We start from the raw sequence: 25,953 nt of genomic DNA, 5'->3' as shown, positions 1-25,953 counted from the left end.
TTCGACACACGCATCACCTCGGACATCAAGTACCAGCGCTCCGCCACCGCCCTGGGCATGGGAGGCCGCTGACCGCAGCGCCGTCTCCCGTCCAAGTGCGCGGTGCCGCGGCCGCGGACGGGCACGCCGGAGCGGGCACGGCAGACTGCCGGGTGCACCGCGGGGGCGCCGGCCGGGCCCCGGCCCGCCCCGGCCGAGGCGCCCTTACCCCCGGTGGTCCAACTGCCCGCGGTCCAGCGCGCCTTCGCCTGCGGCCGGGCGGGCCCTGCACGCCGTACCCGACGTTGTGCAAACAGGTGCAGGAAGTCCTCGCCGAACTGGTACAACTGGCGGCGGGCACCGGTGCTCCGGTGCCCGCCGCCGCCCGCGGCGGGTGTGATCAAGACCGTGTTCGGGACGACCGCCCGGACCGACGGGCTCCGTGCGAAGCCCTGCAACCGCGGCATCCAGGCCATCGAGGGGAAGGACGGAAGATGGCGCGTCGTCCACGTGAACCTCTGGGACCGCCCTCCGCCCGGGTCGCGGACGGCCGGACACGCCTGCGGTTCGTTCCCGCCTGCCGGCTCACCATCACCGTCGCCAGCGGCAGCACCTGGAACCACAGGCCGCTGTACGGGGAGATAGTCCGCAGGGCGAAGGCGTACGGGCTGGGCAGCGCCACCGTCTTCCGCGCGGTGGAGGGCTTCGGCCCGGACGGCGTCATCGCCACCACGCGCATCCTCAGCCTGGCCGACCACCTTCCGCTGCAGATCGTCGCACTCGACGAGGAGGAGCGGATCCGGGGCTTCCTCGGGGAGGTGGAGCCGTTCATGGACGCCGTCGAGTCACTGGTGATCGACCACGTCCAACGCGTCGTACGACGGTGACGGTGCCGGCCCCTACGGCGGCCGGCACCGCGACCGTCCGGCGGTGTCCGCCGGGGATCAGCGCCCGTTCAGGGCAGCGCGCAGTTCCTCCTCGACGCGCTCGACCGACGGCTGGGGGTCGCCGAGCGCGCGGTACAGGACCCCGAGCGTCCGCTCGTAGTAGTGGTGGTCGAGCGGGGTGCCGTCCTCCATCATGGAGTATGCGATCTTGTACATGATCGGCATGTACTGACGTGCCTGCCGTGTGCGCTCGGTGGTGGCGGGCCACCGCTCGCAGATCAGGCGCCAGTTGTCCTCGAAGCTCTTGAGCGCGGGGATGTCGTTGGACGTCGGCGTCGTCAGGCTCTTGACGTCGGGGATGCGGTGCAGGGCGATGCCGACCTCGGGCTGGTGGACCGCGCGGTAGCCGTGCCCCTGCACCAGCTTCAGGAAGAACTCCCAGTCCTCCACGACCGGAATCGACGTGTCGAAGTAGGCTCCGACGGCACGCGGCGAGCGCACCACCACCGCCGACGGCGCGATGTGGTTGGTCACCTCGAGCAGGCCGCGGTCGTAGGGGTAGTCCAGGCGGACGAACACCTCGGCCTCGTCGATCGTCGTACCGGTGACCCGGGTGCGGGCGATGTTGATGTTGACGTAGACGAAGTCGGCCCCGTTCTGCAGCAGGGGCAGGGTGCCGGTGAGGTGCTGGGGGCTGAACACGTCGTCATCGTCCAGGAAGGCCACGTACTCGCCCTCCGCGACCTCGATGCCGGCGTTGCGGGCCGCCGACGGGCCGCCCTGGGACGTCTGGTTGATGAGGCGCACGTTCAGGGTCCGGCCGGCGGCCTCGACCACGTCGTCGACCGGTGAGCCGTTGTCGTTGACGACGATGACCTCCAGGTCCCCGTCGAAGTCCAGGGTCTGGACGCTCTGCAGCGCGACGGCCAGTCTGTCCGGTCGGTTGTGGGTGGGGATGATGACGCTTACCAGCACGGCTTGATCCTTTCAGGGCTTCGGAACAGTCACAGGAAGGCTCCGAGGGCGGTTTGCATGCGGGGGTCGGTGCACCCGTGGGCGCAGTGCTCCCGGGCCGGCCCGGGAGCTGCCAGGTATGGCTGCCCGTCGGCGGCAGGATCGACCCCGACGGGCTGGACGGCCTCGGCGGACTCCTTGGGCCCCGAACGGGCATAACTCGGTGCTGCCCGAGGCGGATCCGTTCCGGAGTGCGTCCACCGACGACACGGCCCGGACGGCGGTGCCCGTCGGACGGAGGCGCGGCGTGCGCCCGGTGACACGGCGGGGGCCCGGGACACGGGACGCGAGCGCCCCGCGAGGTGTCCGTGCACGGGGAACGTGGCCGGCCACGGATCGGCGAGCGGTTCGCGAAGTGCTTGCCAAGGCTGCCGCTCTCCATCGGCGTCCGGTGTCTGAAAGCCCAGAGTCTAGCAGTCCGAAACTCCCACCGGCTCGGCACAAGTGCCCTGACCTGGCAGACGTCGCCGTACGATCGGATGCGTCGTGACGGCCGTCGCGCCTTGCGGCACACCGTCCGCCGCGTTTCGCTCCCGCGTTGCCGTGCCGAGCGCGGGCACCGGGTGGGGGAGGGAGCCGTACCGGCCGTCCGGCAGGCCGGTGGGGCCTCGTTCGTGGTACTTCACCGTCGACACGGCCTGTCTGCCTTGATGTCGGGCCCCGACCCCGCAAGGCTGGCCTCTACCGCCTTACGGGCGCGCGTCCGGACACCTCTGGCACCGCGCGCCCACGCGGTCACAAACGGGACCGGGCACAAGGCGAGTTGGGGTACAGTGACGGACCCCGGGAAGGCGCGCCCGCCGCTCTCGTGACCTGGGCAGAGGCGACAGGCACCGGGGTCACGGCAGGCGGACGCCAGGTGGAGGCGGAGCAGCCAGGAAGGTCGGCAGGGAGAAGCGTGGCTCTCAAGGAGTCGGGTCGGGCTCTCCGCACCGGGGATGCCCGCATCCATCGGACGGGTCGGGCCGCGTCCGGAACAGGCCCCCTCCCCACCACCGCCGTGCCCCCCGCCCACGATCGGGCCCGCACCACCGCTCCCGTCGGCACCGGGCGCCAGGAAGCCGGCGTACGGCGCTCCGTGCTCGCGCATCCGGCCGCCCGGGCCGCCCGGCGCCAGGGCACCGCCGCCCCGTCGGGCCGCCCGTGGGACGCCCCCGGCCCGCTCGGGCACCTCCGCCGGCAGCTCACAGAGCCGGATACGCGCGGCATCGTGCCGCCGCCCGGGTGCGGATGGGAGTCCAGCGGAAGGGACTCGATAGGCCGCGGTGGCGCCCACGCCGGACACGTCGTCGCACGCCGCGACGGGCGACGGGCCGGTGCTCCGCGGCGGCCCCGGCGACGCCGGGCAGCAGATCGAGGAGCCACCGGCTGCCGGAGGACACCGCGCGGAGCCGATGCGGTGACAGCATGGAAGGGTTTGTTTGTCCGATGTCTTCTCTCACCCCCGACGTCTCAGGTGATTCCGGGTCCTGCGAGGCCCACGCGACAGCCGGCAGCACACCGGGCGTCGAACGGTACGGCCAGATCGGGCAGGTCCCGAAGTGGCCCGCCGAGGAACGGCACCACGTCTTCCTCACCCGCGGCTGGACCGCGGGCGTCGAAGGCGCCATCACGAAACGGCAGTCCTACCTCCTCGCCCGCACACCCGCGGGCGAGGTCGAGGCGACGGCCGCCGCCTACGACATCGGAGGCGACGCCCTTCCCTTCTTCCATCCGCGCCGGATAGTCGCCGACCTGCGCGACGAGTCGCTGCTGGAGCACCTGACGGCCGATGAGCGGGCTCCCGCGGCCGCGGTGGCCGAGCGCCTGGAGGCCGCACTCGTCACCTGCGCCCTGAGCACCTCCCCGTTCGGCTTCACCCACAACTTCTCCGCCACCGGCGGCAAGCCCGCGATCCTCCGCCTGGTGCGCGAACTCGGCGCCCTGCGCGAGGAGTGGGGCGCCGACTGCTCCGCGGTGCTGTACGTCGAGGAGCGCGACCGCGACCTGCGCGCGGCGCTCGACGAGGAGGGCTACACCGCCGTCCACATCGGGGCGAACTGCGTCCTGCCCATCGCCTGGGACTCCTTCGACGGATACCTGGCCACCCTCAGCCGCAGGCGCGGCGTCCTCAAGGAACGGCGCCACTTCACCGAGGCCGGATTCACCGTCGGTATCGAACCGGCCGAGGCCAACCTGGACGAGATCGCCCGCCTCCAGGCGCGCCTGCAGGAGAAGTACGGACGCCCGTACGACTTCGAGGGCGAACGCGCGGTCTTCGTCTCGGTACTGGAGAACCTGGGCGAGTACGCGCACCTGCTCGTCGGCCGCAAGGACGGTGAACTCCTCGCCTTCGCGCTGTTCCTGGAGAAGGACGGCATCATCCACGTGAAGATGGCGGCCCGGGACACGGAGCGCACAGCCCCGGAGTCCTTCGCCCACTTCAACCTGGGCTACTACGAGATGATCGAAGAGGCACTGCGCCGTGGCGCCCGCGAGATCAACTACGGTCCCGAGGGCTATGCGACCAAGCTGCGCCGCGGGTGCGTGGCGCAGAAGCTCTACTGGTACGTCAAGGGGCCCGAGGGGGTCCGGCAGGACCTGGCGGAGGCGGGCCGGCTCGTCTCGCTGATGCACGCCAGGCACCTGGCCGGCCTGGCCGACTGAGGCGGAGTCCGTGCACACGCCCCCCATGCAGATGAACTAGTCGGAGGTAGCAACCGATGCTCTGGTCCCAGTTGTACGCACCCACCCTCCGCGAGGACCCGGCCGACGCCGACGCCGCCAGCCACCGGTTGCTGCTGCGGGGCGCGTTCGCCCGCCAACTGATGGCGGGGCACTACTCCCTGCTGCCGCTGGGCATGCGCGTGCACCGGAAGATCTCGGGGATCCTGCGGGAGGAGATGGAGTCCATCGGCGGGCAGCAGTTCGTCCTGCCCGCCCTCCACCCGGCGGAGATCTGGCGCAGGACCGGCCGGTGGGAGGTCATGGGCGAGGAGATGTTCCGCCTCAGGGACCGCAAGGGCGCGGAACTCGGCCTCGGGATGACCCACGAGGAGATCTTCACCACGCTCTCCCAGGAACTGCGCTCCTACCGCTCGCTGCCGCAGATCTGGTACCAGTTCCAGACGAAGTTCCGCGACGAGGCACGGCCCCGCAGCGGACTGCTGCGGCTGCGTGAGTTCACCATGAAGGACTCGTACAGCTTCGACGTCGACGAAGCGGGTCTGGAACGCTCCTTCGGGCTGCACCACGACGCCTACCAGCGCTTCTTCGCCCGGATCGGCCTGCCCGTCATCCCGGTGCAGGCGTCGAGCGGCAGTATGGGCGGCAACAACTCCACCGAGTTCATGTCCGCCTCCTCCGCGGGTGAGGACCTGGTGGCGCGCTGCCCCTCCTGCGGGTACGCCGCCAACGCGGAGAAGGCCGTCGCCGCTCTCCCCGAGATCGAGGACCCCGCGGGCCCCGACGCGCCGGAACCCTTCGAGACACCCGGCGTGCACGGCATCGAGCAACTCGCCGAGACCTTCGACATCCCCGCCGAGCGTCTGATCAGGACTCTGGTGTACGTCGTCGACGGCGAACCCGTCCTGGTGCTGCTGCGCGGTGACCACGACCTGATGGAGCAGAAGCTCAGCGACGCACTCGGTGCGGTCAGCGTCCGGCGCGCGGACCCCGAGGAGACCACCCGCGCCCTCGGGAACAACGCGGGCAGCCTCGGCGCCGTCGGGGTGACGAAGGTCCGGGTCATCGCGGACGAGGCCCTGCTCGGCCGCTCCGGCCTGACGACCGGTGCCAACACGGAGGGCGTCCACCTGCGCGGCGTCGACGTCGGACGCGACATCAGCGTCGCGCAGTGGGCTCCGCTGCGCGCCGTCGCCGAGGGCGAGCCGTGCGCCGAGTGCGGCACGGCACTGGAGGTGCTCCGCACCGTCGAGGTGGGCCACATCTTCAAACTCGGCCGCAAGTACACGGAGACGATGGGCGTCCGGGTGCTCGGCCAGGACGGCGAACGCATCGCACCCGTCATGGGCAGCTACGGCATCGGCATCGAGCGGGCCATGGCATCGGTGGTCGAGGCGCACCACGACGACCGCGGCATCGTGTGGCCGGTCTCCGTCGCGCCGTTCGAAGTGGCCGTCGTCGTCCTCGGCCAGGGCGCCGACGTCACCCGGGCGGCCCAGGACCTGTACGCACGCCTGCGGGGCGAGGGCGTGGACGTCCTGCTCGACGACCGGGACGAGCGGCCCGGTGTGAAGTTCCGCGACGTGGAGCTGATCGGCCTGCCGTGCCGTGTCACGGTCGGGGCGCGCGGCCTGGCCGAGGGCCGTGTGGAGGTGACGGTGCGCTCCACCGGCGAGACCACCACCGTACCGGTCGACGAGGTGGTCGGCCACGTACGGTCCCTGCTCGCGGACCTCGCGGTGTGAGGACGCACGGCGCGCCGCCGGGCCGATTGCCCGCCGGCGCCCCGTGCGTCCTGCCCGGCCGGACCGCGCCGTTGCCGCCGTCCTCGGCCGCCAACGAGTGGGCCGAACCTGCTCTCGGTCTCGGACGAAGTGGGGCGTAGCCGCCCCTGGCCTCGGACGGGTGGTGGGGGCGGGTGCCCGTGCCCTCGGCGCCACGGCCGAGGACACCGCCGTCGGGTCGGCTCCTGCATCCCGGCGGTTGCCGCCAGGCGGCAGCACCGTCACTGACTGCTGCGTCCCGCCACGTACGGTGCGCACACGCCGAGTACGGGTTCCCGGTGCGGGCGCGGTGGCGGGTGTCCCCGAGTTGCCCGGGCGGCGGCCAGGGGCGAGCCTGCTGGGAGGACGCCGTTCGGCGGGGCGCGGAGCGCGGATCGCCGGGGCCACCACCCGGCGGACCGCGCGGGGACCGCACCGACGGCAGCCTGAGACCACGACGGACGACCGGAGCGCTCCACCGGACGTGGAACGCCGCCGGCGCCCGCGCAGGAGGCCCCCACGTGACATCCCTGACATCGCCCGCGAAGCAGGCATGGCCGCGCCTACGGGTGGCGGACTGGTCCGACACCCGCGACACGCTGCACATGTGGGCACAGATCATCGGCAAGATCAGGTTGGCGCATGCACCGCTGATCAACCACTGGTGGCAGGTCACGCTCTACGTGAGCCCTCGCGGCCTGACCACCTCGGCCGTTCCGTACCGCACCGGTGCCTTCGACATCGAATTCGACTTCGTCGACCACCAACTGCGCATCCGCAGCAGCGACGGAGGGATCCGCCAGGTGGGCCTTGCGCCCAAGACGGTGGCCCGGTTCCACGAGGAGACGATGCGGGCGCTGGACGAGTTGGGCATCGAGGCACCGATCCAGTCCCACCCGAATGAGGTGCAGACGGCGATCCCCTTCGCCGAGGACGACCGGCACGCCTCGTACGACCCCGCCGCCGCACACCTGTTCTGGCGCCAGCTCATGCAGGCCGACCGTGTCATGGGCCGGTTCCGCTCACGCTTCATGGGCAAGGTCAGTCCCGTCCACCTCTTCTGGGGCGCCATGGACCTGGCGTGCACGCGCTTCTCCGGCCGCACCGCGCCCCCTCACCCCGGTGGCGCGCCCAACTGCGGCGACTGGGTCATGGTCGAAGGCTACTCACGGGAGCTGAGCAGTTGCGGCTTCTGGCCGGGCGGGGGAGAGGAGGGGGCCTTCTACGCCTACGCCTATCCGGAGCCCGAGGGCTTCGCCGAGTACCCCGTCACGCCCGCCGAGGCCTTCTACAGCGAGGCCAACGGCCAGTTCCTGCTCCCATACGAGGCGGTGCGCACCGCCGACGACCCGGACGGCGCGCTCACCGGGTTCCTGCAGACCAGCTACGAAGCGGCCGCAGAGCGCGCCCACTGGGACCGGGCCACACTCGAAGACGACCCACGACGCTGGGACGACCGCCGGTAGCGCGACCGAGAGCGGTGTCCCGTCGGCCCAGCCCCGGGCGCGACCCCGGCGGCGGCGGTGCCGCCCGCGGGCCGCGATCCGGCGATCGGCGCCGTCCCGGTGTCGCGCGGTGACCCGGTTGCCGCACCCCTGCCGCTGGGTGACCCGCCGGCTGCCGGCCGCGACGGGCCGTGTGACACGGTGATGGTGCAGTTCGAAGGATCACCGAGAAGCAGAAGGAGAGGATCCCGTGTCGAACCCACCGCTGTCCCAGGCCGCGATCACCATGCTCGAGAAGGCCAACCCCGCCGTCATCGCCACGCTGCGGGCCGACGGCCAGCCGGTGTCCACGGCCACCTGGTACCTCTGGGAGGAGGGTCGGATCCTCGTCAACATGGACGAGGGCCGCAAGCGCCTGGAGCACATCCGAGGCGATGCCCGGGTGACGCTGACCGTGCTCGACGAGCAGGACTGGTACACCCACATCAGCATCATCGGGCACATCGCCGAGATCCGCGACGACTCGGACCTCGCCGACATCGACCGGCTTGCGCAGCACTACCTCGGCAAGCCGTACCCGCAGCGGGACCGCAAGCGGGTCAGCGCCTGGATCGAGGTCGACCGCTGGCACGGCTGGGGCGCGCAGAAGGAGAACAGCCAGTCCGGCTGATCAGGGAGCCGGCGGCCGCCGGTGCGGCCCTCTCCCGGCGGTTCACGTGCCCACGCAGGGCGGGTGCCACCGCCCTTCACGTACCGACCCCCTGCGCCCGTTCCCGGCGGGCACTGCCCGCCGGGAACGGGCGCAGGGGGCGGCCGGCAACCGCGTGCCCCCGCCGGCCGCCGCGGCACGCCTTCGCGGGCTCCGCGCGGCGGGCGTCGGCGGCACCGCCACCGAGGCACGCCGCGAAGGCGCCGGCCCGAGCGGCCCTGTGGCCCGTGTGGCCCGAGCGGCCCGCGCCGAAGCAGTGTGGACGCGGGTGCGAACACGACACGTTCACACCTCCTGACCAGCCGTGCATGCTCGCCTTGCACTGAACGGATCTTGCTCGCCATACTTGGCGCGTCCCCCGTTGGGAATGGAGATTCTCTCGTGCAAAGCACTGTCGTGGGATTGATCGCGGAGCAGGTCCGGCAGCGTCCGGATGATCGGGCGATGCTGTCCTTCGACGGTGAGCTCACCTACACGGAGCTGCACACACGGGCGAACCGGGTGGCCGACTGCCTGTTACGTGCAGGACTGGCCCCGGGCGATGCCGTACTCGTCCGGCTGCCGCGCGGACTGGCACTGGGCGTGGCCGTGCTGGCGGTGCTCCGGGCCGACGGCGCGATGTGCGTGGTGGACACCGGGTACCCGCGGGACCGGGTACGCCGCATGTCGCAGCGGAGCGGGGCGCGCTTCGTGCTCACGACCCGCGACCTGGCAACCGACCAGGTGACCGGCCCGTCGGCGCAGACGCCGCGCGTCCTGGTCATGGACGAGGACGGCGGTGTCACTACCGCGGCCGGCGGCGAGGGTGCCGCCGGCGACACACCGCCGGCCGTCGCGCCGTCGCGCGAGGCCGGTGCCGAGGACATCGGATACGTGGTGTTCACCTCGGGTTCCACGGGCGAGCCCAAAGCGATCTCGATGCCGCGCCGCGCCCTGGACAACATCATCGGGTGGACGTTGCGCACCACCTCCGCCGAGCCGTTGCGCACGCTGATGTACGCACCCCTGGGATTCGACGTCTTCGTCCAGGAGGTGTTCACCACCTGGAGCAGCGGCGGCTGCCTGGTGGTCCCGGCCGAGGAGCGCCGCGGCGACCTCACCCACATCCTGGACCTGCTGGTCGAGCAGCGGATCGAGCGGCTCTTCGTGCCGCCCGTCGCCCTCGCCAGACTGGCCGACCTGGCCTGCGCGTTCGACCGGCTGCCCACCTCCCTCGTCCATGTGGCCGCCGCGGGTGAGGCGCTGCACATCACCGACCAGGTCCGCGAGTTCTTCCGCCGCATCCCGGGGTGCCGGCTGCACAACCACTACGGCCCCTCGGAAACGCACGTGGCGCTGGGCCACACCCTCACCGGGCCGCCGCGGACCTGGCCGGACCGGCCGGCGATCGGTGTGCCGGTGAGCGGGATGCAGGCACACGTGCGGCTGCCCGACGCCCCCGAGGAACCCGCCGGCGCGAAGGGGGAGCTGTGGCTGTCGGGCGTGGGACTGGCCCACGGTTACCGTGGTCAGGAGGAGCTGACGGCCGAGCGCTTCCGTCCGCTGCCCACGGACGACGGGCCCGTCCGCATGTACCGCACCGGTGACCTGGTCGAGCGGGACGACGACGGCCTCCTGCACTTCGCGGGCCGCCTCGACGACCAGGTGAAGATCCGCGGTTACCGCGTCGAACCCGCCGAGGTCGAGACCGTGATCCGCCGGCACCCGGCCGTCCGCGAGTGCGCCGTGGTGGCGTGGGCGCCCCAGCCGGACTCGGAGCGGCAACTGGTCGCCCATGTCGTCGGTGCACCGGGGCAGCCGGTGGAGCCGCACGACCTGCGGGCCCACGCGGCAGGGGAGTTGCCGCACTACATGGTCCCGCAGCGGATCGTCGTGGCTGAGACCCTGCCGCTGTCACCCAACGGCAAGGTCGATCGCCGCCGGCTCGCGGCACTCGGCGGCCCGGCGGCAACCGCCGCCCCCGCCGGTTCCGTTCCCGTGCGTCCCTCCGTCGCCGGGCCCGGGGACGGGTCCGCGGGCGAGGGGGTGCGCGCGGGGGTGGCCGCGATCTGGGCGTCGGTGCTGGGTGCCGACGTGAGCACACCGGAGGCCGACTTCCTGGAGATGGGCGGCACCTCGCTGGCAGCGGCGGTCGTCATCACCCGGGTGCACGCACAGTTCAAGGTGAAGGTCGAGATGAACGAGTTCTTCAGGGCGCCTACGCTCGGCGCCCTCAGTGCCCTGGTGGCCGAGCGGGTGACCGTATGACGTACGTACGCGACAGGGCCGCGTGGATCCGGGTCTTCCACGAGGCCCCGCCGACGGCCCCCAGGCTGTTCTGCTTCCCGCACGCCGGAGGGGCCGCGAGTTACTACTTCCCCCTCTCCAGGACCCTGTCTCCCGGAGCCGGGGTGCGTGCGGTGCAGTACCCGGGACGCCAGGACCGCTTCGCCGAGACGGCGATCGAGGACCTGCACGTCATGGCGGAGGAGGCGGCCCGGTTCATCGTCGAGGAAGAGGGCGCCCCACCCGTCCTGTTCGGCCACAGCATGGGAGCCCTGCTGGCCTTCGAGACCGCGAAGACCCTGGAGCGGAGGTACGGCCTCGTCCCGGCCAGGCTGCTGGTGTCGGGCATGCAGGCGCCCTCGCGCCGGGTGGGACTCGCGCACGCCGACCAGGAGGACGCGCTCCTCGCGGAGCTGCGGGTGCTGCAGGGCACCGACGAAGAGGTACTCGCGGACGACGAACTGCGCGCCCTGTTCCTCACGACCCTGCGCAGCGACTACCGCGCGGTGGCCGCCTACCGGAGCGACACGCGGCCGGTGTCCTGCCCGATCACCGCCCTCATCGGCCGCGACGACCCGCTGGTGCCGCAGGACGACGTGCCCCACTGGGCCGGGCACACCTCGGCCGGATTCTCGCTGCGCGCCTTCGAGGGAGGGCACTTCTACCTCGACGACTTCCCGCCCGAGGTGGCGGCCGCGATACGCGACGAACTGCTCCTCGCCCGGCCGCCCGCGACGGAGGCCCGGTGAAGGGCCGTACCGAGGCCGCACCGCGGGGCGCCGGTGCGCGGGTGCCGAAGGGCGCGGGTGCGGCCGGGGCGCAGGGACCCGGTGCGGACGTCCTCGGGAACGCGGAGGCGGGCGCCGCGAAGCGGGGGGCCACGGCGCGCGTCCAGTTGTGGCTGCTGGTCTGCGGGGCGTTCTTCGTGGGCACGGACGTGTTCGTCATCCCCGGGATGCTCCCGGAGATCTCGTCGTCCCTCGGCACCTCCATGGCCTCGGCCGGGCAGCTCATGACCGTGTTCGCCATCGCGTACGCCGTACTGGGGCCCGTGCTGTCGGGGCTGCTGCGGTCCGCGCCACCGCGCTGGGCGCTGTCGGGCGCACTGGTCGCCGTGTGCCTGGGCAACCTGGTGTGCGCCGGGGCCGACTCCCTCCTGGCCGCCCTGCCCGGGCGGGTGCTGGTGGCCGCGGGCGCCTGCCAGTTCACACCGCACGTCTCCGCCCTGGCCGTGCGGCTCGTGCCCAAGGAGCGGGAGGGCAGGGCCCTGGCCCTGGTCTCGGGCGGGCTGGCGATGGGATCGGTGGCGGGCGTTCCCGCCGGCACGTGGGCCGCCGCACACACCGGATGGCGCGTCACCCTCACGGTCCTCGCACTGGGCACCCTGGTGGTGGCCGTGGGACTCGTCCCCGGTCTCAAGGGGCTCGCGACGCAGCCCAGGGGCAGGGCCCGCGAGGGACTCGCCGCCCTGCTCGCGCCGTCCGTCCGCGCCGTTCTCGGCGTCACCCTGCTCGCGGTGGTCGCCGAGTACTCGGTGCTCACCTACGCCGGTTCCGTCCTCGCGGACAGCACCGGAGGGGACGGCTCGCTGCTGGCGCTGCTGCTGCTGGCGTTCGGTGTCGGCGGGCTGATCGGCAACGCCATCACCGGGATGCTCCTCGACGGTCCCGCGGGTCGCCACCTCGTACTGGTGTCCGTCGCCGGCATGGCCGTGAACTTCCTGCTGATGCCGCTGGCCGCCCGGTCCTTCGGCGCGGCGCTGGCGGCGATGATCGTGTGGGGTGTCACCGGCTGGATGTACAACGCCCCCCAGCAACAGCGGTTGCTGCGGCTGGCCGGCCCCTCCGGTCCGCTCGCGGTGTCCATGAACAGCTCCGTCATCTACACCGGGGCCGCGCTCGGCGGCGCCGCGGGCGGTGCGCTGTTGACGCAGACCGGGGGAGGGCTGCTGTCCCTGCCCGCCGCGGCGCTGTGCGCGCTGGCCCTCGTGCCCGAATTCCTCGTACGCCGCGCCGAGGCCGCAAGCGCCTCGTTAACGGCACCCGTGGGCGACTGACCCTCCGGCGCGCCGCCCTCCGCAACCTCATCCCCTTGTCCGACGGGCCGGGCACGGCCTTTGGCATGCTCGCCCGCGGATCCGTACGACATGAAGCGGTGAACCGTGCAAACGACCGTTGACCTGTACCTGGACCTGATGAAGAGGGTGTTGGCGAACACCATCTACGAGGATCCGCCGATCCCGGCGACGTGGGCCCCCGCCGCCGACTACGACGAGCTCAACCGCAACCTGGGCGTGGACTGGCCCAGCGTCGCGCACACCATGATCGGCATGCGCCGACTGGACAACATCGAGTACTGCGTGCGGACGGCGCTGGAGGAGGGTGTCGCCGGCGACTTCATCGAGACGGGGGTCTGGCGCGGCGGCTCCTGCATCTTCATGCGGGCCGTGCTGAAGGCGTACGGCGTGACGGACCGCAGTGTGTGGGTCGCCGACTCCTTCCAGGGGATGCCGCCGGCCCACTCCGCCGAGCACGCCGGCGACCGCGACCTCGCGGCGGACGAGCACAACGCGCTGATCGCGGTCGACATCGCCACCGTGCGGCGCAACTTCGAGCGGTACGGCCTGCTGGACGAGCAGGTGAAGTTCCTGCCCGGCTGGTTCCGCGACACCTTGCCGACCGCTCCGGTGGAACGGCTCGCGGTGCTCAGGCTCGACAGCGACCTCTACGAGTCCACGATGGACACCCTTGTCCACCTCTACCCCCGTCTGTCTCCCGGTGGGTTCGTGATCATCGACGACTACCACATCCCGGTGTGCGCAGAGGCCGTGCACGACTGGCGGACCGCGAAGGGCGTCACCGAGCCGATCGAGGACATCGACGGCCTCGGCGCGTTCTGGCGCAAGGACAAGTAGGGACACGTAGGGACACGTAGAGAGGAGCAGCACAGCATGTCGAGCACTGCGCGGGACGTCATGGCCGTCATCGCGGAACAACTGGGTCAAACGGACGGCGAGTTCGACGCCGATGCGACGTTCGTGGCCTCGGGCGCGGACTCGCTCAACCTGATGGCGCTGGCCAGAGCCGTGCGGTCGCGGTTCGGGGTCCAGGTGTCGGTCAGGGAACTGTTCGGCGAGACGGACACCCCGCGCAAGCTCGGTGCCGCGGTCGCCGAGCGGGCCGGGCACGCAGGGACGCCCTCTCCCGCGGATCCTGCCGGAATGCCCCCCGAGCGCGCGCCGCACCTCTCCGGGCACGCGCCGCAGCCCTCCGGGTACGCACCACACGAGCCGGCTTCGCGAGCGGCGGCCAGGACGGTGCGGGACCAGCCCCATGCGCCCGCTTCCGCCGCTCCGGCACCGGAGTCGGCCCCGGGGCCCGGAGCGCCGGTGCCCGGTTCTGCCGGGGCGCCGGTGCCAGGGGTTCCCGCCGCCCCCGCAGGTGCACCGGGCCCCGGCGGCACCGGTGCGCCGGAGGCGGTCTGGGACGTGCTCAACGGGCAGTTGCGGACCGTCGAGAAGATGATGTCGGCGTTCTCGGAGCTGGCTGCCGAGCAACTGCGGGTCATGGAAGGCGTCCGGACGGGGCCGGACGGCGCCCGGCTGCCGGACGCGTCCACCGCACCCCGGGAACCGGCTGTCCTCGAACCCCCCGCGATACAGGCGCCCCTCGCGGCCTCCGCGGCTCCGGTGGCCCCCGCCCCGGGTGCTCCCCCCGCCGTCCCCGCCGTCCCAGCCGTGGCTCCTGCGGCCCCCTCCGCCCCCGAGGGCGAGCCCCCTGCGGGTCCCCTGGCGCCCGCGGCGCTCCCCCCGGGTGCGGCGGCCGTTCCCGCGCGTCCGGTGGTGCCCGCCCGCAGCGGAGGTCCGGCCCACCGGCCCGTGGACTTCAGCCTGTACTTCTTCGGTGACTACCCGGCCGGAGTACCGGCCGTGCACTACGAGCACCTCCTCGAAGCGGCGACGTTCGCCGACGAACGCGGATTCCACGCCGTGTGGATCCCCGAGCGGCACTTCCACTCCTTCGGCGCGCTCTTCCCCAACCCCTCGGTCGTCGCCGCCGCACTGGCCACGCGCACGTCCAGGATCCGGCTGAACGCGGGATCGGTGGTGCTGCCACTGCACGACCCCATCCGGGTGGCGGAGGAGTGGGCGGTCGTGGACAACCTCTCCCACGGGCGGGTGGGGCTCGGCCTGGCCAGCGGCTGGCACTCCAGGGACTTCGTCCTGGCCCCGCAGAACTACTCGGCGCAGCGCGACGTCATGTACGCGCACCTCGACACGTTCAGGAAACTGTGGAGCGGACGCCCCCACACGGCGCGCTCGGGCAGCGGCGAGGACGTGCAGGTGCAGGTGCATCCGCGTCCGGTGCAGGACGAACCGCCGCTGTTCGCCGCGGTGCTGTCCAACCCGGAGAGCTACGAGCGTGCCGCCCGCGGTGGACTGGGCATCGTCACCAACCTGATGGCGCAGGGTGTCGACGACCTGCGCGCCAACATCGCGCGCTACCGTCGGGCCCGCGCCGAGCAGGGCCTCGATCCCGACGGGGGCCGCGTGGTGGTGCTCGTCCACACCTACCTCGCCGACGACGGGGACCGCGCCAGGCGCGAGGCCCGCGGCCCGTTCTGCGACTACCTCCGCTCCTCCCTGAACCTGTTCAGCAACATGGCCAACAGCCTCGGCTTCGACGTCGACCTGGACGGGACGACGCCGGACGACCTCGACTTCGTGCTGGAACAGGCGTACGAACGCTACTGCGAGACCAGGGCGCTGATCGGTTCCGCCGAGGAGGCCCGCCCCGTCCTGGACTCCCTGGTGGCGGCCGGCGCCGACGAGATCGGCTGCTTCGTGGACTTCGGCGTGGCCCCCGACCTGATGCTGGCCGCCCTGCACCCGCTCGACAGGCTCCGGGAGCAGTACGTGCCGCCGCTGCGGACCGCTCGCGACCGGGCCGCGCACCCGCAACCGGCACCGGCCGCCGGCCGCGGGCACGCCCTGCCGGTCCCGACCGGCCGCGACGAGAGCGGGCACATGGCCCCCGCGGCGGACGACGCCCCGCGGGACACGCCCGCCACGGCGCTCCAGCGCCGGATGTGGCTGCTGGAGCGGATGGACCCCGGTAGCCACACCTACTACGAACCCAAGGCCCTGCTGCTGGAGGGCCCTCTCGACGTCACCGCGCTGCAAGCGGCGCTGAACCGCGTGGTGCGGCGCCATCCGCAGTTGCGCACGGTCTTCCGCGAGCGCGACGGCGTCCTCAGGCAGGTCGTCCTCGACACGGTGACGGTGCCCTGCCCGGTGACGGAGCTGAGCGGCCTGGACGCGGCCGCCGCCGTCGACCGGCTCCGCGAGGTCGAGGACCGCCACGACCTCGACCTGGCCGCGGGACCGCTGCTGCGCGCCCACCTCGCACGGCTCGACGGTGAGCGCCACCTGCTCTACCTCGTCGCCCACCACATCGTCTTCGACGCGCTGTCCATGGGCGTCTTCTGCCGGGACCTGGCCGCCTTCTACCGGGCCTGGCCCGGCGAGCCGGAGGCCCTCGCGGGCCCCGGCCCGCGTGTGCCGTCGCCGTCCGCGGAAGGGCCCGCCGCGGCGGAGCACCTGGCGAAGGGCCTCGCCTTCTGGAAGGAGCGGCTCGCGGGCGCCCAGCCCCTGGCACTGCCGACCGACCGCAGGCGCAGCGCCGGTGTCCCCGCCTCCGGCGCCAGCGTGGTGCACGAGATGGACGCCGAACTGGCCGAGGCGGTGCGCGAGGTCGCCAGGGGCCAGGGCAGCACGCTCTTCATGGCCCTGCTGGGCGCGGTCGGGAGTGTCCTGGGCCGTTTCGCGGCACAGGACGACGTCGTGCTCGGCATGGCGGTGACCAACCGGCCGGAGGGCGCACAGGACGTCGTCGGGATGTTCGTCGAGACCGTCGCACTGCGGCTCGACCTGTCCGGTGACCCCGACTTCGCCGCACTGCTGCGGCACGTACGCGGCCGGGCGGCCGAGGCTTTCGAGTACCAGGACATCCCCTTCGACCAGGTCGTCGAGGCCGTCAACCCGGACCGGGTGGCCGGGCAGAACCCGCTCTTCCAGGTCATGGTGGAGTTCGAGCAGTACACCGCGCCCGACTTCGGCGGCACCTCGCTCACGGCCGAGCTGATGGACGTCCCGCGCCCGCAGGCACCGTTCGACCTGGCGCTGTACTTCACCCACCACGATCGCGGTGTCCGCTGCACCGCGGAGTACGACGCCGCGCTCTTCGACGCCGGCACGGTGCGTCGCGTCCTGGCCCACGTCGAACACCTGCTGCGGCACGCCACGGCGTTCCCCGGTGTCCCGCTGACCCGGCTGCCCGCGCTGCCGGAGCAGGACGAGCGGTTGCTGGCCGACTGGCAGGGCCGGCGGACCGACGAGGACCCGGCCTGCCTGCACGAGCTCGTGGAGGAACAGGCCAGGCGCACCCCGGACGCCGTCGCGCTGGAGGGCGACGGCCCGTCCCGGACCTATCGCGACCTCGACGAGGACGCCAACCGCCTGGCCCACCGGCTCATCGCCGGCGGGCTCGCCCCGGGCGGCGTGGCCGCGCTCGCCGTGCCCCGGGGGGCCGCGTTCGTGACCGCCGTGCTCGCCGTGCTCAAGTGCGGGGCCGCCTATCTGCCCCTGGACGGGTCGCTGCCGGCCGAACGGCGACGGCTGATGGTGGAGCAGACGGGCGCCCGCCTCGTGCTGGCCGACGGCGGCGCCGACCCGTTCGACGGAGCGGCTCCCGACGCGGACGGAACCGGAACCACCTGCCCGGTGCTGTGGATCGACGAGACTCCCGCCGACACCCCCCGCACCCCGCCGGGCATCGAAACGGACCCCGGAGACACCGCGTACTACATCTACACGTCGGGTTCGACCGGCAGCCCGAAGGCGGTGGCCGTGCCCCACCGCGGTCCCGTGAACCTGGTGCGCTGGCAGCGCCGCACGCTCGGGGCGCTGCGTACGCTCCAGTGGACCTCGGTCGGATTCGACGTCAGCGTCCAGGAGATCTTCACCACGCTGGCGTCGGGCTCCACGCTGGTCGTCCTCGACGACGAGACGCGCTACGACCCGGACGCCGTGGCCGCTCACCTGCGCACCCACCGGGTCGAGCGGATGAGCCTGCCGTTCACGCCGCTGAAGTACCTCGCCGCGCACATCGGGCACATGCCGAACCTGCGGCAGTTGTTCATCGCCGGTGAGAAGCTCGTCCTCACACCGGAACTGCGCGCGCTCGCCGAGGCGAACCCGCAGCTCGACCTCTACAACCAGTACGGCCCGACGGAGGCGTCGGTGGTGGTCACCTCGCACCACGTCGACCCCGCCGCGGACGACTTCCCGCCGATCGGGCGGCCCATCGACAACGTCACCGTGCGCGTGGTCGACCACCGGGGCCGGCCCGCACCGGTCGGAGCCGTGGGGGAGCTCCTCATCGGGGGAGTGCCGCTGGCATACGGCTACCACGGGGACGAGGAGGGCACCGCCCGCGCGTTCGGCCCGTCCGGCACGGACGGGGCCGAGCGGTTCTACCACACCGGTGACCTGGTGCGCTGGCGGTCGGACGGCACGCTGGAGTACCAGGGCAGGCTGGACAGCCAGGTGAAGATCCGGGGTCACCGGGTGGAGCCGGCGGAACCCGAATCGCTGCTCGGCCGGCTTCCGCAGGTCAAGGAGGCCGTCGTACTGGCACGGCCGGACCGCACGGGTGAACTGGAACTCGCCGCCTACGTGGTGCTGCGGGACCCCGGCGCCGACGCGGCCGGATGGCGCGACGTGCTGCGCGCCCAGCTCGCCATCCGCCTGCCGCACTACCTGGTGCCCCAGGCGTGGACCAGGGTGGACGCCATTCCCCACGGCCCGCACGGCAAGCTCGACCGGCACCGGCTTCTCGCGATGGAGACCGCGGCGCACGGGGGCGGCGGGCGAGCAGCCGGTCCGGCGGGCGGTGCCGGTGCCGCCGCGGGGCCGGCCGGGGCCGCCAGCGCCGTACGGGGCGGTGACCTGGGCGACCTGGAGGCGAGGGTCGGCAAGCTGTGGTCGGTCGAACTCGGGACGGACGACCTGGAACCGGAGCGTTCCTTCTTCGACATGGGCGGCAACTCCCTGACCGCGGTGCGGCTGCTGGAGCGCGTCCGCATGGAACTGGGCCGGAAGGTGCCCGTGGCGGACTTCCTGAAGGGTCCGACGATCCGGGCGCTGACGGCCCGGCTGGCTGAGCTGGGGGCCTGAAGGTGACGCAAGCCGAAGAAGTCCTCGCCCATGTGCGGGAGAGCGTGCGGGAGGTGCTGGGGCAGGAACCGGACGCCGAGCGGCCGTTCATGGAGCTGGGGCTGACGTCGCTGTCCCTGGTGCGCATCCGGCTGAAGCTCCAGGCGGCGCTGGGGCGCCGGATCGAGGACACGGAGATGTTCGAGCACGCCAGCGTGGTTGCGCTCGCCCGCCACCTGGCCTCGTCCGCGCCCTCGGACGCCGCGTCGCGCACCGCGCCGGCACAGGATGTCCACGGCGTCCCGCCGGCGGGACGCCCACCGGGGGACGAGCGGCGCATCGCCGTCATCGGGCTGGCCGCACGGCTGCCCGGTGCGGCGGACGCGGACGCGTTCTGGGACAACCTCCGCGCCGGGGTCTCGGGCGTGCGGCACTTCACGCCGCAGCACCCCGCGGCGGGACGCAAGCGGGTGGGCGCGGCCGGCCTGCTCGACGACGCCGACCGGTTCGACGCCGCGTTCTTCGGGATGAGCCGCCAGGAGGCGGAGCTGACCGACCCCGGGCACCGCCTGTTCCTGGAGGTCTGCCAGCACGCCCTGGAGCAGGCCGGCTACGCGGGCCCCGCCGCGGGTGCGCGGATCGGTGTGTACGCCGGCGGCGGGATGAACCTGTACGGGCCCCAACCGCCCTACTACACCCGGTACGCCATGGGTTCGGGGGGTGCGGACACCGCCCGGGAGATGCTGGGCCTGATCGGGTCGCAGTCCGACTTCCTCGCCTCCCGCGTCGCCTACCGGCTCGGACTGACCGGCGCGGCCGTGGGCGTGCAGACGGCGTGCTCCACGGGCCTGGTCGCCGTCCACATGGCCGCGCGGTCGCTGCTGGCGGGGGACGAGGACATGGCGCTGGCCGGTGCCTGCGCCGTCCACGTGGACCAGCACACCGGCTACCGCCACGAGCCCGACTACATGCTCTCCGCCACCGGTGTGTGCCGCGCCTTCGACGCCGCGTCGGACGGCACCGTGGGCGGCAGCGGGGTCGCGGTCGTGCTGCTCAAGCGGCTCGACCGGGCCCTCGCCGACGGTGACACGGTGCACGCCGTCGTCCTGGGCTCGGCGGTCAACAACGACGGTGCGGTGAAGGCCGGGTTCACCGCACCGTCGGTGGCCGGCCACACGGACGTGGTCCGCCGCGCCCTGGCGCGGGCGGAGGCCGAGCCCGATTCGGTCGGGTACGTGGAGGCGCACGGTACGGGCACGAGGCTGGGCGATCCGATCGAGTTCGAGGCGCTCTCGCGCGCCTACGCCTCCGACCGGGGCAGGACCGGCTTCTGCGCGCTGGGCGCCGTCAAGCCCGGCATCGGGCACCTGGACACGTGCGCCGGCATGGCCGGTCTGGTCAAGACGATCCTCATGCTGCGGCACCGCACCCTGGTGCCCACCGTCAACGTGACCAGCCCGGACCCGCGACTGCCGTGGGCCACAAGCCCGTTCAGGCTCGCCGCGGCGCTGGAGGAGTGGGCGGCCCCGGAGGGGACACCGCGACGGGCCGGGGTCAGCGCGCTCGGCTTCGGCGGCACCAACGCCCACGTCATCCTCGAGGAGCCGCCGGAGCCGCCCGCGAGGCCGCTCCCCGGGACGGCGGCGGCGCCGGTCGTCGTGCCCCTCAGCGCCCGGCACCCGGAGGCACTGCGGGACCTGGCCGTGCGGTTGCGCGACCACCTGGCCGCCGACCCCGGGATCCCGGCGGCCGACGTGCAGTTCACCCTGGCCCACGGCAGACCGCGGCTGAAGCACCGTCTCGCGGTGGCCGGCCGGACCGCAGCCGAACTGGCCCGCGCGCTCGACGCAGCCCTTCCGGCGCTCGCCGACCGCGCGCCCGGCGAGGCGGGCCCCCTGGCTTTCGCCTACGCGGGCCAGGGCGGCACCACAGCGGGCATGGCCCGTGAGCTGTACGCGGCGTTCCCCGTCGTACGGGAGGTGCTGGATGCCTGCGAGGAGATCCACCGGCGGACGGGCGAGCCCGGCGGCCTGCTCGATCTCCTCGTGCACGACCGGCCGCCTGCCGGATCGCCTGCCGTGCAGCAGCCCGCGCTGTTCGCGTACCAGATGGCGCTGACACGGCTCTTCGCGTCCTTCGGTGTCGAGCCGGACCATGTGATCGGCCACAGCCTGGGCGAGATCGCGGCGCTGTGCACGGCGGGAGCGCTGCCGCTGGCCGACGCCCTGCGCTTCACCGCGGTCCGCGGGCGCCTGATGTCCGCGGGCGCGTTGCGCGGGGGCATGCTCGCCGTCGCGGCGGACGAGGACACTGTCACCCGCGTCTGCCGTACGGCGGGGGTGGAGCCGGCCGCGGCGAACGGGCCCCGGGCCCATGTGGTGGCCGGCGACGGCGAACGCCTCGCGGTCGCCGAGCGCCTGCTGGAGGCCGAGGGCGTGGCCACCCGGCGCCTGCCCCTCGACCAGGCATTCCACTCGCGCCTGGTCGACGCGGTGCTGCCCGAACTGCGCGCCGCCGCGGCGGAGCTCCGCTTCTCCGCGCTGCGCATCCCCTGCGCGGCCACCGCCGAGGGCCGGGTGATGGCACCGGGCACCGTACCCGACGCCGACTTCCTCGTCCGCCAGGCCCGCCGCCCCGTCCTTTTCCACCGGGCGCTGCACGCACTGGACGCCCTCGGCTGCCGCGACTTCCTGGAGGTCGGCCCCGGTGAGGTGCTGACGGGGCTCGGACGCGCCGGCTTGCGCCACGCGCACTGGACCCCGGCCCAGGCGCGCGGCACAGGGGCGGAGCAGGCGGTCTGGGAGGCGGTGGCACGGCTCCACGGACGCGGGGCCGAGGTGGACTTCGACGCCCTCGCGCCGCGGGGGCGCCGCATCCCGCTGCCCGTGTCCGCCTTCCGCCGTGACCGGTTCGCCGCGCCCGGCCTGCCCGCCCCCGGCGCACCGCACCCCGCGGCCGCCGCGGTGGCGGACGCGCCCGCGGCGGTCCCCCGGCCCGCGGCGCCCACCGCGGCGGTCCCCGGACCTGCGGCGGCACCCGAGGCGGACCCCCGGCGGGGGCCCGCGGGCACAACCGTGCACCTCGCGCGCCGCCAACTGGATGTGATGAACCGGATGAGCGACGACGTGAGCCGGCTGATGGCGGCCCAGCTCCGGCTGCTGCCCGTGCTCGCGGCACAGGAGGAGGAACGATGAGTGAACCGCTGCTGCTGATGCTCGACTACCCGGGCTACCGGCCGGAGGCCCGCATCGGTGAACTCGGCCTCGAACAGCACGGCCTGCGGGTGCGCAACCTGCTGGCCGGCCCGTTGCCGAGGACGACCGGGGCGGCCGCGTACGTGGCACAGGCCCTGGCGACCGGGCACCCGGACGACCGCCCGGTCACGGCGGTCGGAGCGTACTGCGTCTCCGGCTCGCTCGCCTTCGAAGCGGCCGCGCGCGTGGCCGCGGCGCAGGGGCACCGGCCGGTCATCGTCCTGTTCGACGCCGAGGACGCCACTGCGGCGACGATCCTGGCCAGCTACCGCGAGGCACTGTCCCGGCTCGGCGTGCGCCCGAGCGAGGCGGACCTCGCCGCCCGAGTGGACCTGTCCCTGCTCACACGGGACCCCGAGGCCCTGGTGGAGGCGCTGTCGGCGGATCTGGCACGCGAAGCGGTGGCGGCGCTGGCCGCTCTCGGCGGCGACGGCACGGAGGCCCGCGAGAGTGCACGGCACCTGTCGGGGGCCTACGCGGACTGGCTGCGCCACATCCTCGCCGCCCACGACGGCGCCGGCCCGTCGTGGGAGGGCGAGGTCCTGCGCATCACCTCGGCGGACACGCCCGCGGCCCCCTTCACCTGCCGCGCCGCGGCGGTGAGGGAGGTACGGGTCAGTTGCGCCCGGCCGGACCTGCTGCGCAGCGAGGAGACACGGGTGGCGGTCCTCGCCGCCGTGTCCGACCGCGCCGGGGTGTTCTCCGCCGGCCGCTGACCCGGCAGGGACGGTCGCACACACGGCACACACGGCACACGCCGTGGCAGGGACCCGCCTGCGAGCCGTCCTCCGGCTACCTCGGCCGCGGCCTCAGGAACCGGGGGACGGCTCCGCCTTCGACCGGGCGGTCAGGACGCCCACCTTGTCGATGCGGTGCTGGGGGTTGTCCTTGGCGTCGCGCCAGTGGTTCCCGGCGGCGTTGTCCTCCAGCGTCGCGCACGTGGAGACGGTGATCATCGCTTTGGTGGGCTTCTGGCTGGGGGAGCCGGGCACCTCGGCCCGCTGCTCCGCGAGGGAGCGCGGGGAGCGGAAGTCGGTCTTCCTGGTCTCGGTGACGGTGTACGTGTACGTGGTGCCACCCGTCGTGACGAGGATCTTCTCGCCCGCCCTGACGGAGGGCAGCTCGCGCAGCGGGCCGCCTGCGGACAGCCGGTGGCCCGTGACCAGGTAGTTACCGATCTCACCCGGGCCGACACCGCCGCGGGCGCCGTGGGGCGAGGCGGCCAGGCCGCGGTTCTGGATCAGGGTGCCGGGCCAGTCGTCGGTGGTGCCCGCGTAGGGCACGACGCGCAGGTTCCTGACGCCGATGGACGGAATGCTCAGCCGCGCGGTGGCCGCCCCGCGGTCGGCCCCGGGCGGAGTCGATCCGGTGGACGCGGTGGGTGGGGACGTGGTCGCTGCACCGGCGGGAGCGGCCTTCGGTATGCCGAGGGCGGCGGTGGCGCAGTGGCCGAGGAGCACGGTCAGGAGCACGCCCACACCGAGGGCCGCCCCCATCCAGGACCGGATCATGATGCTCCCCTCCAGGGTCGACAGCGGGAGATTCCCTGCCATGGTGCGTGCCGTACCCCGGAACGACAACATCTGACCGAACAAGCATTCGAGTGGCGGTGTGTGGTTCCCCGCCGTGCGGGCCCGGCGCCGCACGGCCGCGGTGCCACCCGCACACGACGCGGGCAGCGCCCGCTGCCCCGCGCCGCGCCGGTGGGTGGCTCAGCCGGGCAGCCGCGCCCGGCCGGCCGCCGCGATGACGACCTTACGCTGACGCGCCGTCAGTTGCCCGGCGCGCACGCGGTCGTCGGCGACTTCCGTGACCGCCCGCACCGGGCTGCCGCGACTGCCGAACGGTCCCCGGTCCCACACCTCGTCGAGGAACGTGCGGCGGTCGGGGCCGGGCCGGTTCTCGACACCGGTGGCCGTGTCGCCGAAGACGATCTCGGGCTCGGCGCGTGTGAAGTACATGTGGTACGCCTCGGTGGTGTCCAGGTGGAAGGGCACCAGCGTCAGGCCGTTGGCGGTGAAGGTCATCGGTTCGGCCGCCGGCCTGATCGCCCGGCTCAGGTCGCGGTCGAGAGGGTAGTCCCGGTACAGGGTCAGATCCTGGTACTCGGTCGCCGAGCTGCGGATCACCAGCGGTAGCGGACCGTAGGCGACGCCCTGGACGGCGGGGTCGTCCAGGGCGCGCTCGACGCGCAGTGTGAACGGCGCGGCGATCTCCACCCGGTCACCGTTCCGCCACTGCCGGCTCAGCGAGACGTACGTTCCCGGCACGGCGTCGACACGCTGCGGGACACCGTTGAGCCGGACGGTGAAACCGCGCTCGGCCCAGTAGGGGACCCGCAGCCTCGGGTCGAGGTGGCCGCTGCCGGTCACGGTCAGGACGCTGGTGCCGGCCGGGTCGGTCGGGTAGCCGGTCGACTGGGTGACGCTCAGCCCGCGTTGTGGCCAGTCCAGGGTGGACGGCAGATAGAGGTTCACATAGAGGCCGGAGGTGTTCGGTATCTCGTCCGTTGTTCGAGATACCGAGTGACAGTATGGAGACCGTTTCCGGGGTGTCAATGGGATCGGAACCGGGGCGACGCCATGCCCCCGCCGCCCGTGGCTCCCCGGCATCACGCGAAAGGTGCCCGGACCCGCTCGGGGAGCGGAACCGGGCACCATGGCGGCACGGGTGCGCCGCCGCAGCTCAGGGACGTCCGGCGACGGTCCGCCTGATTCCCTCGAAAGGCGGCGGGACCTGGGGGGCCGTCAGTTGACCACCTGCTGGGTGACGACGATGTGGCCGGCGTCCGGATCGAGGACCCCGCCGAGCCGGCTGAAGGCCCCGTCGGTCAGGTCGAGGCACTTGGGCTCCTGCGGGGTCTGTGCGAAGGTGCCCCTGTCGTTGATGCGCACCACGAGCGACCTGCCGTTGGCGACGTTGGTGACCCGCACATCGGTGCCGAAGGGCAACTGCGGATCGCGGCTCAGCGAGGTGGCCGCGGTGTCCGCGTTGTTGTCGAACAGCTCACCGCTGGCGGTCAGGGCGCCGGGCGGCTGCGGCCCGTAGTGCGTGGCCCAGCACTGGTCACCGGCCTCAGCGGCGCCGGGCGCGTTCCACTTCTGGTTCGCGCCTCCCGTGCAGCTCCAGATCTGCGTCGGGGTGCCGTTGGCGGAGGTGTTGTCGGTGGCGTCGAGGCACTTGTCGGCCTGGGGGTTGACGATGTCGTGCGCGGCGGTGACCGTCCACTTCTGGTTCGCGCCCCCGGTGCACGACCACAACTGGACCCTGGCGCCGTTCGTGATCGAGTTCCCGGTGACGTCGAGGCACTTGCCCAGGGCGCGGATGGTGCCGTCGGAGCCGACGGTCCACTGCTGGGCGGCGGTGCCGTTGCAGTCGTAGATCTGTACGGGCGTGCCGTCGGCGGTGCTCGCCGCGGCGACGTCGAGGCACTTGCCGGCGATTCCGGTGATGGTGCCGGTCGCGGCTGCCGCCGGAGACGCGGTGAGGAGGCCGGCGGACAGGGCGAGCGCGGCCGCGGCGAGGGTGCTCCGCAGGGCGGCGGAGGACGTGGGGGGCTTTCTCATGGCAGGAGGGGCCTTTCGCATAGGACCGACGGTGCATGAGGGGTGGCGCGAGGAGGGTTCGCGCGATGTGGGGGAACGGGCCCCGTACCGCGGGGCCGCATCGCGGGGCCGCATCGCGGGACCGTTCGGACCGGGGTCTCGGCGAGGCGTGGGAGGCCGGGAGCCCCGGGCCGATGAGGGGCCGGTGCGCCG

Annotated in this window: 17 protein-coding genes; 12 read left to right on the top strand and 5 right to left on the bottom strand. The window is 73.2% G+C overall.

What is annotated here, in order from left to right; translation table 11 throughout:
- A partial coding sequence (locus tag IE313_RS35860; RefSeq protein ID WP_229925181.1) for a hypothetical protein occupies nucleotides 1-455 on the bottom strand: 455 nt, incomplete at its 3' end.
- Between the two features lie 18 nt (nucleotides 456-473).
- Between IE313_RS35860 and IE313_RS33880 the strand changes: the two genes are divergently transcribed.
- Nucleotides 474-866: a DUF190 domain-containing protein gene (locus tag IE313_RS33880; protein ID WP_189939098.1), complete on the top strand. Its 393-nt coding sequence runs from the start codon at nucleotides 474-476 to the stop codon at nucleotides 864-866.
- A gap of 57 nt (nucleotides 867-923) precedes the next feature.
- Here the strand turns inward: IE313_RS33880 and IE313_RS33875 are convergent, their stop codons facing one another.
- Complete coding sequence (locus tag IE313_RS33875) at nucleotides 924-1,841, bottom strand: glycosyltransferase family 2 protein (protein WP_189939097.1); 918 nt, start codon at nucleotides 1,839-1,841, stop codon at nucleotides 924-926.
- Between the two features lie 1,467 nt (nucleotides 1,842-3,308).
- Here IE313_RS33875 and IE313_RS33870 point away from each other — a divergent pair.
- From IE313_RS33870 to IE313_RS33820, 11 genes are all read left to right on the top strand, one after another.
- Nucleotides 3,309-4,526: a GNAT family N-acetyltransferase gene (locus tag IE313_RS33870; RefSeq protein WP_189939096.1), complete on the top strand. Its 1,218-nt coding sequence runs from the start codon at nucleotides 3,309-3,311 to the stop codon at nucleotides 4,524-4,526.
- Nucleotides 4,527-4,582: 56 nt separating this feature from the next.
- Nucleotides 4,583-6,289 carry a proline--tRNA ligase gene (locus tag IE313_RS33865; protein ID WP_189939095.1) on the top strand — a complete coding sequence of 569 codons (1,707 nt, stop codon included), beginning with the start codon at nucleotides 4,583-4,585 and terminating at the stop codon, nucleotides 6,287-6,289.
- 548 nt (nucleotides 6,290-6,837) lie between these two features.
- Nucleotides 6,838-7,773, top strand: a complete 936-nt coding sequence (locus tag IE313_RS33860; RefSeq protein ID WP_189939104.1) for a DUF5996 family protein — start codon at nucleotides 6,838-6,840, stop codon at nucleotides 7,771-7,773.
- A 229-nt stretch (nucleotides 7,774-8,002) separates the two neighbouring features.
- Nucleotides 8,003-8,422 carry a PPOX class F420-dependent oxidoreductase gene (locus tag IE313_RS33855; RefSeq protein WP_189939094.1) on the top strand — a complete coding sequence of 140 codons (420 nt, stop codon included), beginning with the start codon at nucleotides 8,003-8,005 and terminating at the stop codon, nucleotides 8,420-8,422.
- 420 nt (nucleotides 8,423-8,842) lie between these two features.
- Complete coding sequence (locus IE313_RS33850) at nucleotides 8,843-10,708, top strand: non-ribosomal peptide synthetase (protein ID WP_189939093.1); 1,866 nt, start codon at nucleotides 8,843-8,845, stop codon at nucleotides 10,706-10,708.
- Entirely contained in the window at nucleotides 10,705-11,475 is a 771-nt protein-coding gene (locus tag IE313_RS33845) for a thioesterase II family protein (RefSeq protein WP_189939092.1), read from the top strand. The genes IE313_RS33850 and IE313_RS33845 overlap by 4 nt, the downstream gene beginning before the upstream one ends.
- Nucleotides 11,472-12,782, top strand: coding sequence for an MFS transporter (locus tag IE313_RS33840; protein WP_189939090.1), 1,311 nt, complete (start codon nucleotides 11,472-11,474; stop codon nucleotides 12,780-12,782). The genes IE313_RS33845 and IE313_RS33840 overlap by 4 nt, the downstream gene beginning before the upstream one ends.
- 105 nt (nucleotides 12,783-12,887) lie before the next feature.
- A complete protein-coding gene (locus IE313_RS33835; protein ID WP_229925180.1) occupies nucleotides 12,888-13,640 on the top strand; it encodes a TylF/MycF family methyltransferase in 753 nt (250 codons plus the stop codon).
- A 36-nt stretch (nucleotides 13,641-13,676) separates the two neighbouring features.
- Nucleotides 13,677-18,962 carry a non-ribosomal peptide synthetase gene (locus IE313_RS33830; RefSeq protein WP_189939088.1) on the top strand — a complete coding sequence of 1,762 codons (5,286 nt, stop codon included), beginning with the start codon at nucleotides 13,677-13,679 and terminating at the stop codon, nucleotides 18,960-18,962.
- 2 nt (nucleotides 18,963-18,964) lie between these two features.
- Nucleotides 18,965-22,135 carry a type I polyketide synthase gene (locus IE313_RS33825; RefSeq protein WP_189939086.1) on the top strand — a complete coding sequence of 1,057 codons (3,171 nt, stop codon included), beginning with the start codon at nucleotides 18,965-18,967 and terminating at the stop codon, nucleotides 22,133-22,135.
- The gene (locus tag IE313_RS33820) at nucleotides 22,132-22,911 is read left to right on the top strand and encodes a hypothetical protein (RefSeq protein ID WP_189939084.1); all 780 of its coding nucleotides are present in this window, start codon (nucleotides 22,132-22,134) and stop codon (nucleotides 22,909-22,911) included. Before IE313_RS33825 ends, IE313_RS33820 begins: the two co-directional genes overlap by 4 nt.
- Before the next feature lie 93 nt (nucleotides 22,912-23,004).
- Here the strand turns inward: IE313_RS33820 and IE313_RS33815 are convergent, their stop codons facing one another.
- The 3 genes from IE313_RS33815 to IE313_RS36120 all read right to left on the bottom strand — a co-directional run bounded on the left by IE313_RS33815 (nucleotide 23,005) and on the right by IE313_RS36120 (nucleotide 25,761).
- Nucleotides 23,005-23,691, bottom strand: coding sequence for a sortase domain-containing protein (locus IE313_RS33815; RefSeq protein WP_189939100.1), 687 nt, complete (start codon nucleotides 23,689-23,691; stop codon nucleotides 23,005-23,007).
- A 216-nt stretch (nucleotides 23,692-23,907) separates the two neighbouring features.
- Complete coding sequence (locus IE313_RS33810; RefSeq protein ID WP_189939081.1) at nucleotides 23,908-24,672, bottom strand: glycoside hydrolase family 127 protein; 765 nt, start codon at nucleotides 24,670-24,672, stop codon at nucleotides 23,908-23,910.
- A 270-nt stretch (nucleotides 24,673-24,942) separates the two neighbouring features.
- Nucleotides 24,943-25,761, bottom strand: a complete 819-nt coding sequence (locus IE313_RS36120; protein ID WP_268256816.1) for a lectin — start codon at nucleotides 25,759-25,761, stop codon at nucleotides 24,943-24,945.
- Nucleotides 25,762-25,953: the final 192 nt, after the last annotated feature.

It is taken from the genome of Streptomyces sulfonofaciens (assembly GCF_014656295.1).
GTDB classification, from domain to species: Bacteria; Actinomycetota; Actinomycetes; order Streptomycetales; family Streptomycetaceae; genus Streptomyces; species Streptomyces sulfonofaciens.
The sequence above is the reverse complement of the archived record's forward strand: the minus strand, read 5'-3'. Positions and strand labels throughout refer to the sequence as shown.

Coding starts and splice junctions, on each gene's coding strand:
- IE313_RS33815 (WP_189939100.1), bottom strand. CDS start 23,691: ATGGGGGCGGCCCTCGGTGTGGGCGTGCTCCTGACCGTGCTCCTCGGC.
- IE313_RS33865 (WP_189939095.1), top strand. CDS start 4,583: ATGCTCTGGTCCCAGTTGTACGCACCCACCCTCCGCGAGGACCCGGCC.
- IE313_RS33845 (WP_189939092.1), top strand. CDS start 10,705: ATGACGTACGTACGCGACAGGGCCGCGTGGATCCGGGTCTTCCACGAG.
- IE313_RS36120 (WP_268256816.1), bottom strand. CDS start 25,761: ATGAGAAAGCCCCCCACGTCCTCCGCCGCCCTGCGGAGCACCCTCGCC.
- IE313_RS33830 (WP_189939088.1), top strand. CDS start 13,677: ATGTCGAGCACTGCGCGGGACGTCATGGCCGTCATCGCGGAACAACTG.
- IE313_RS33870 (WP_189939096.1), top strand. CDS start 3,309: ATGTCTTCTCTCACCCCCGACGTCTCAGGTGATTCCGGGTCCTGCGAG.
- IE313_RS33880 (WP_189939098.1), top strand. CDS start 474: ATGGCGCGTCGTCCACGTGAACCTCTGGGACCGCCCTCCGCCCGGGTC.
- IE313_RS33820 (WP_189939084.1), top strand. CDS start 22,132: ATGAGTGAACCGCTGCTGCTGATGCTCGACTACCCGGGCTACCGGCCG.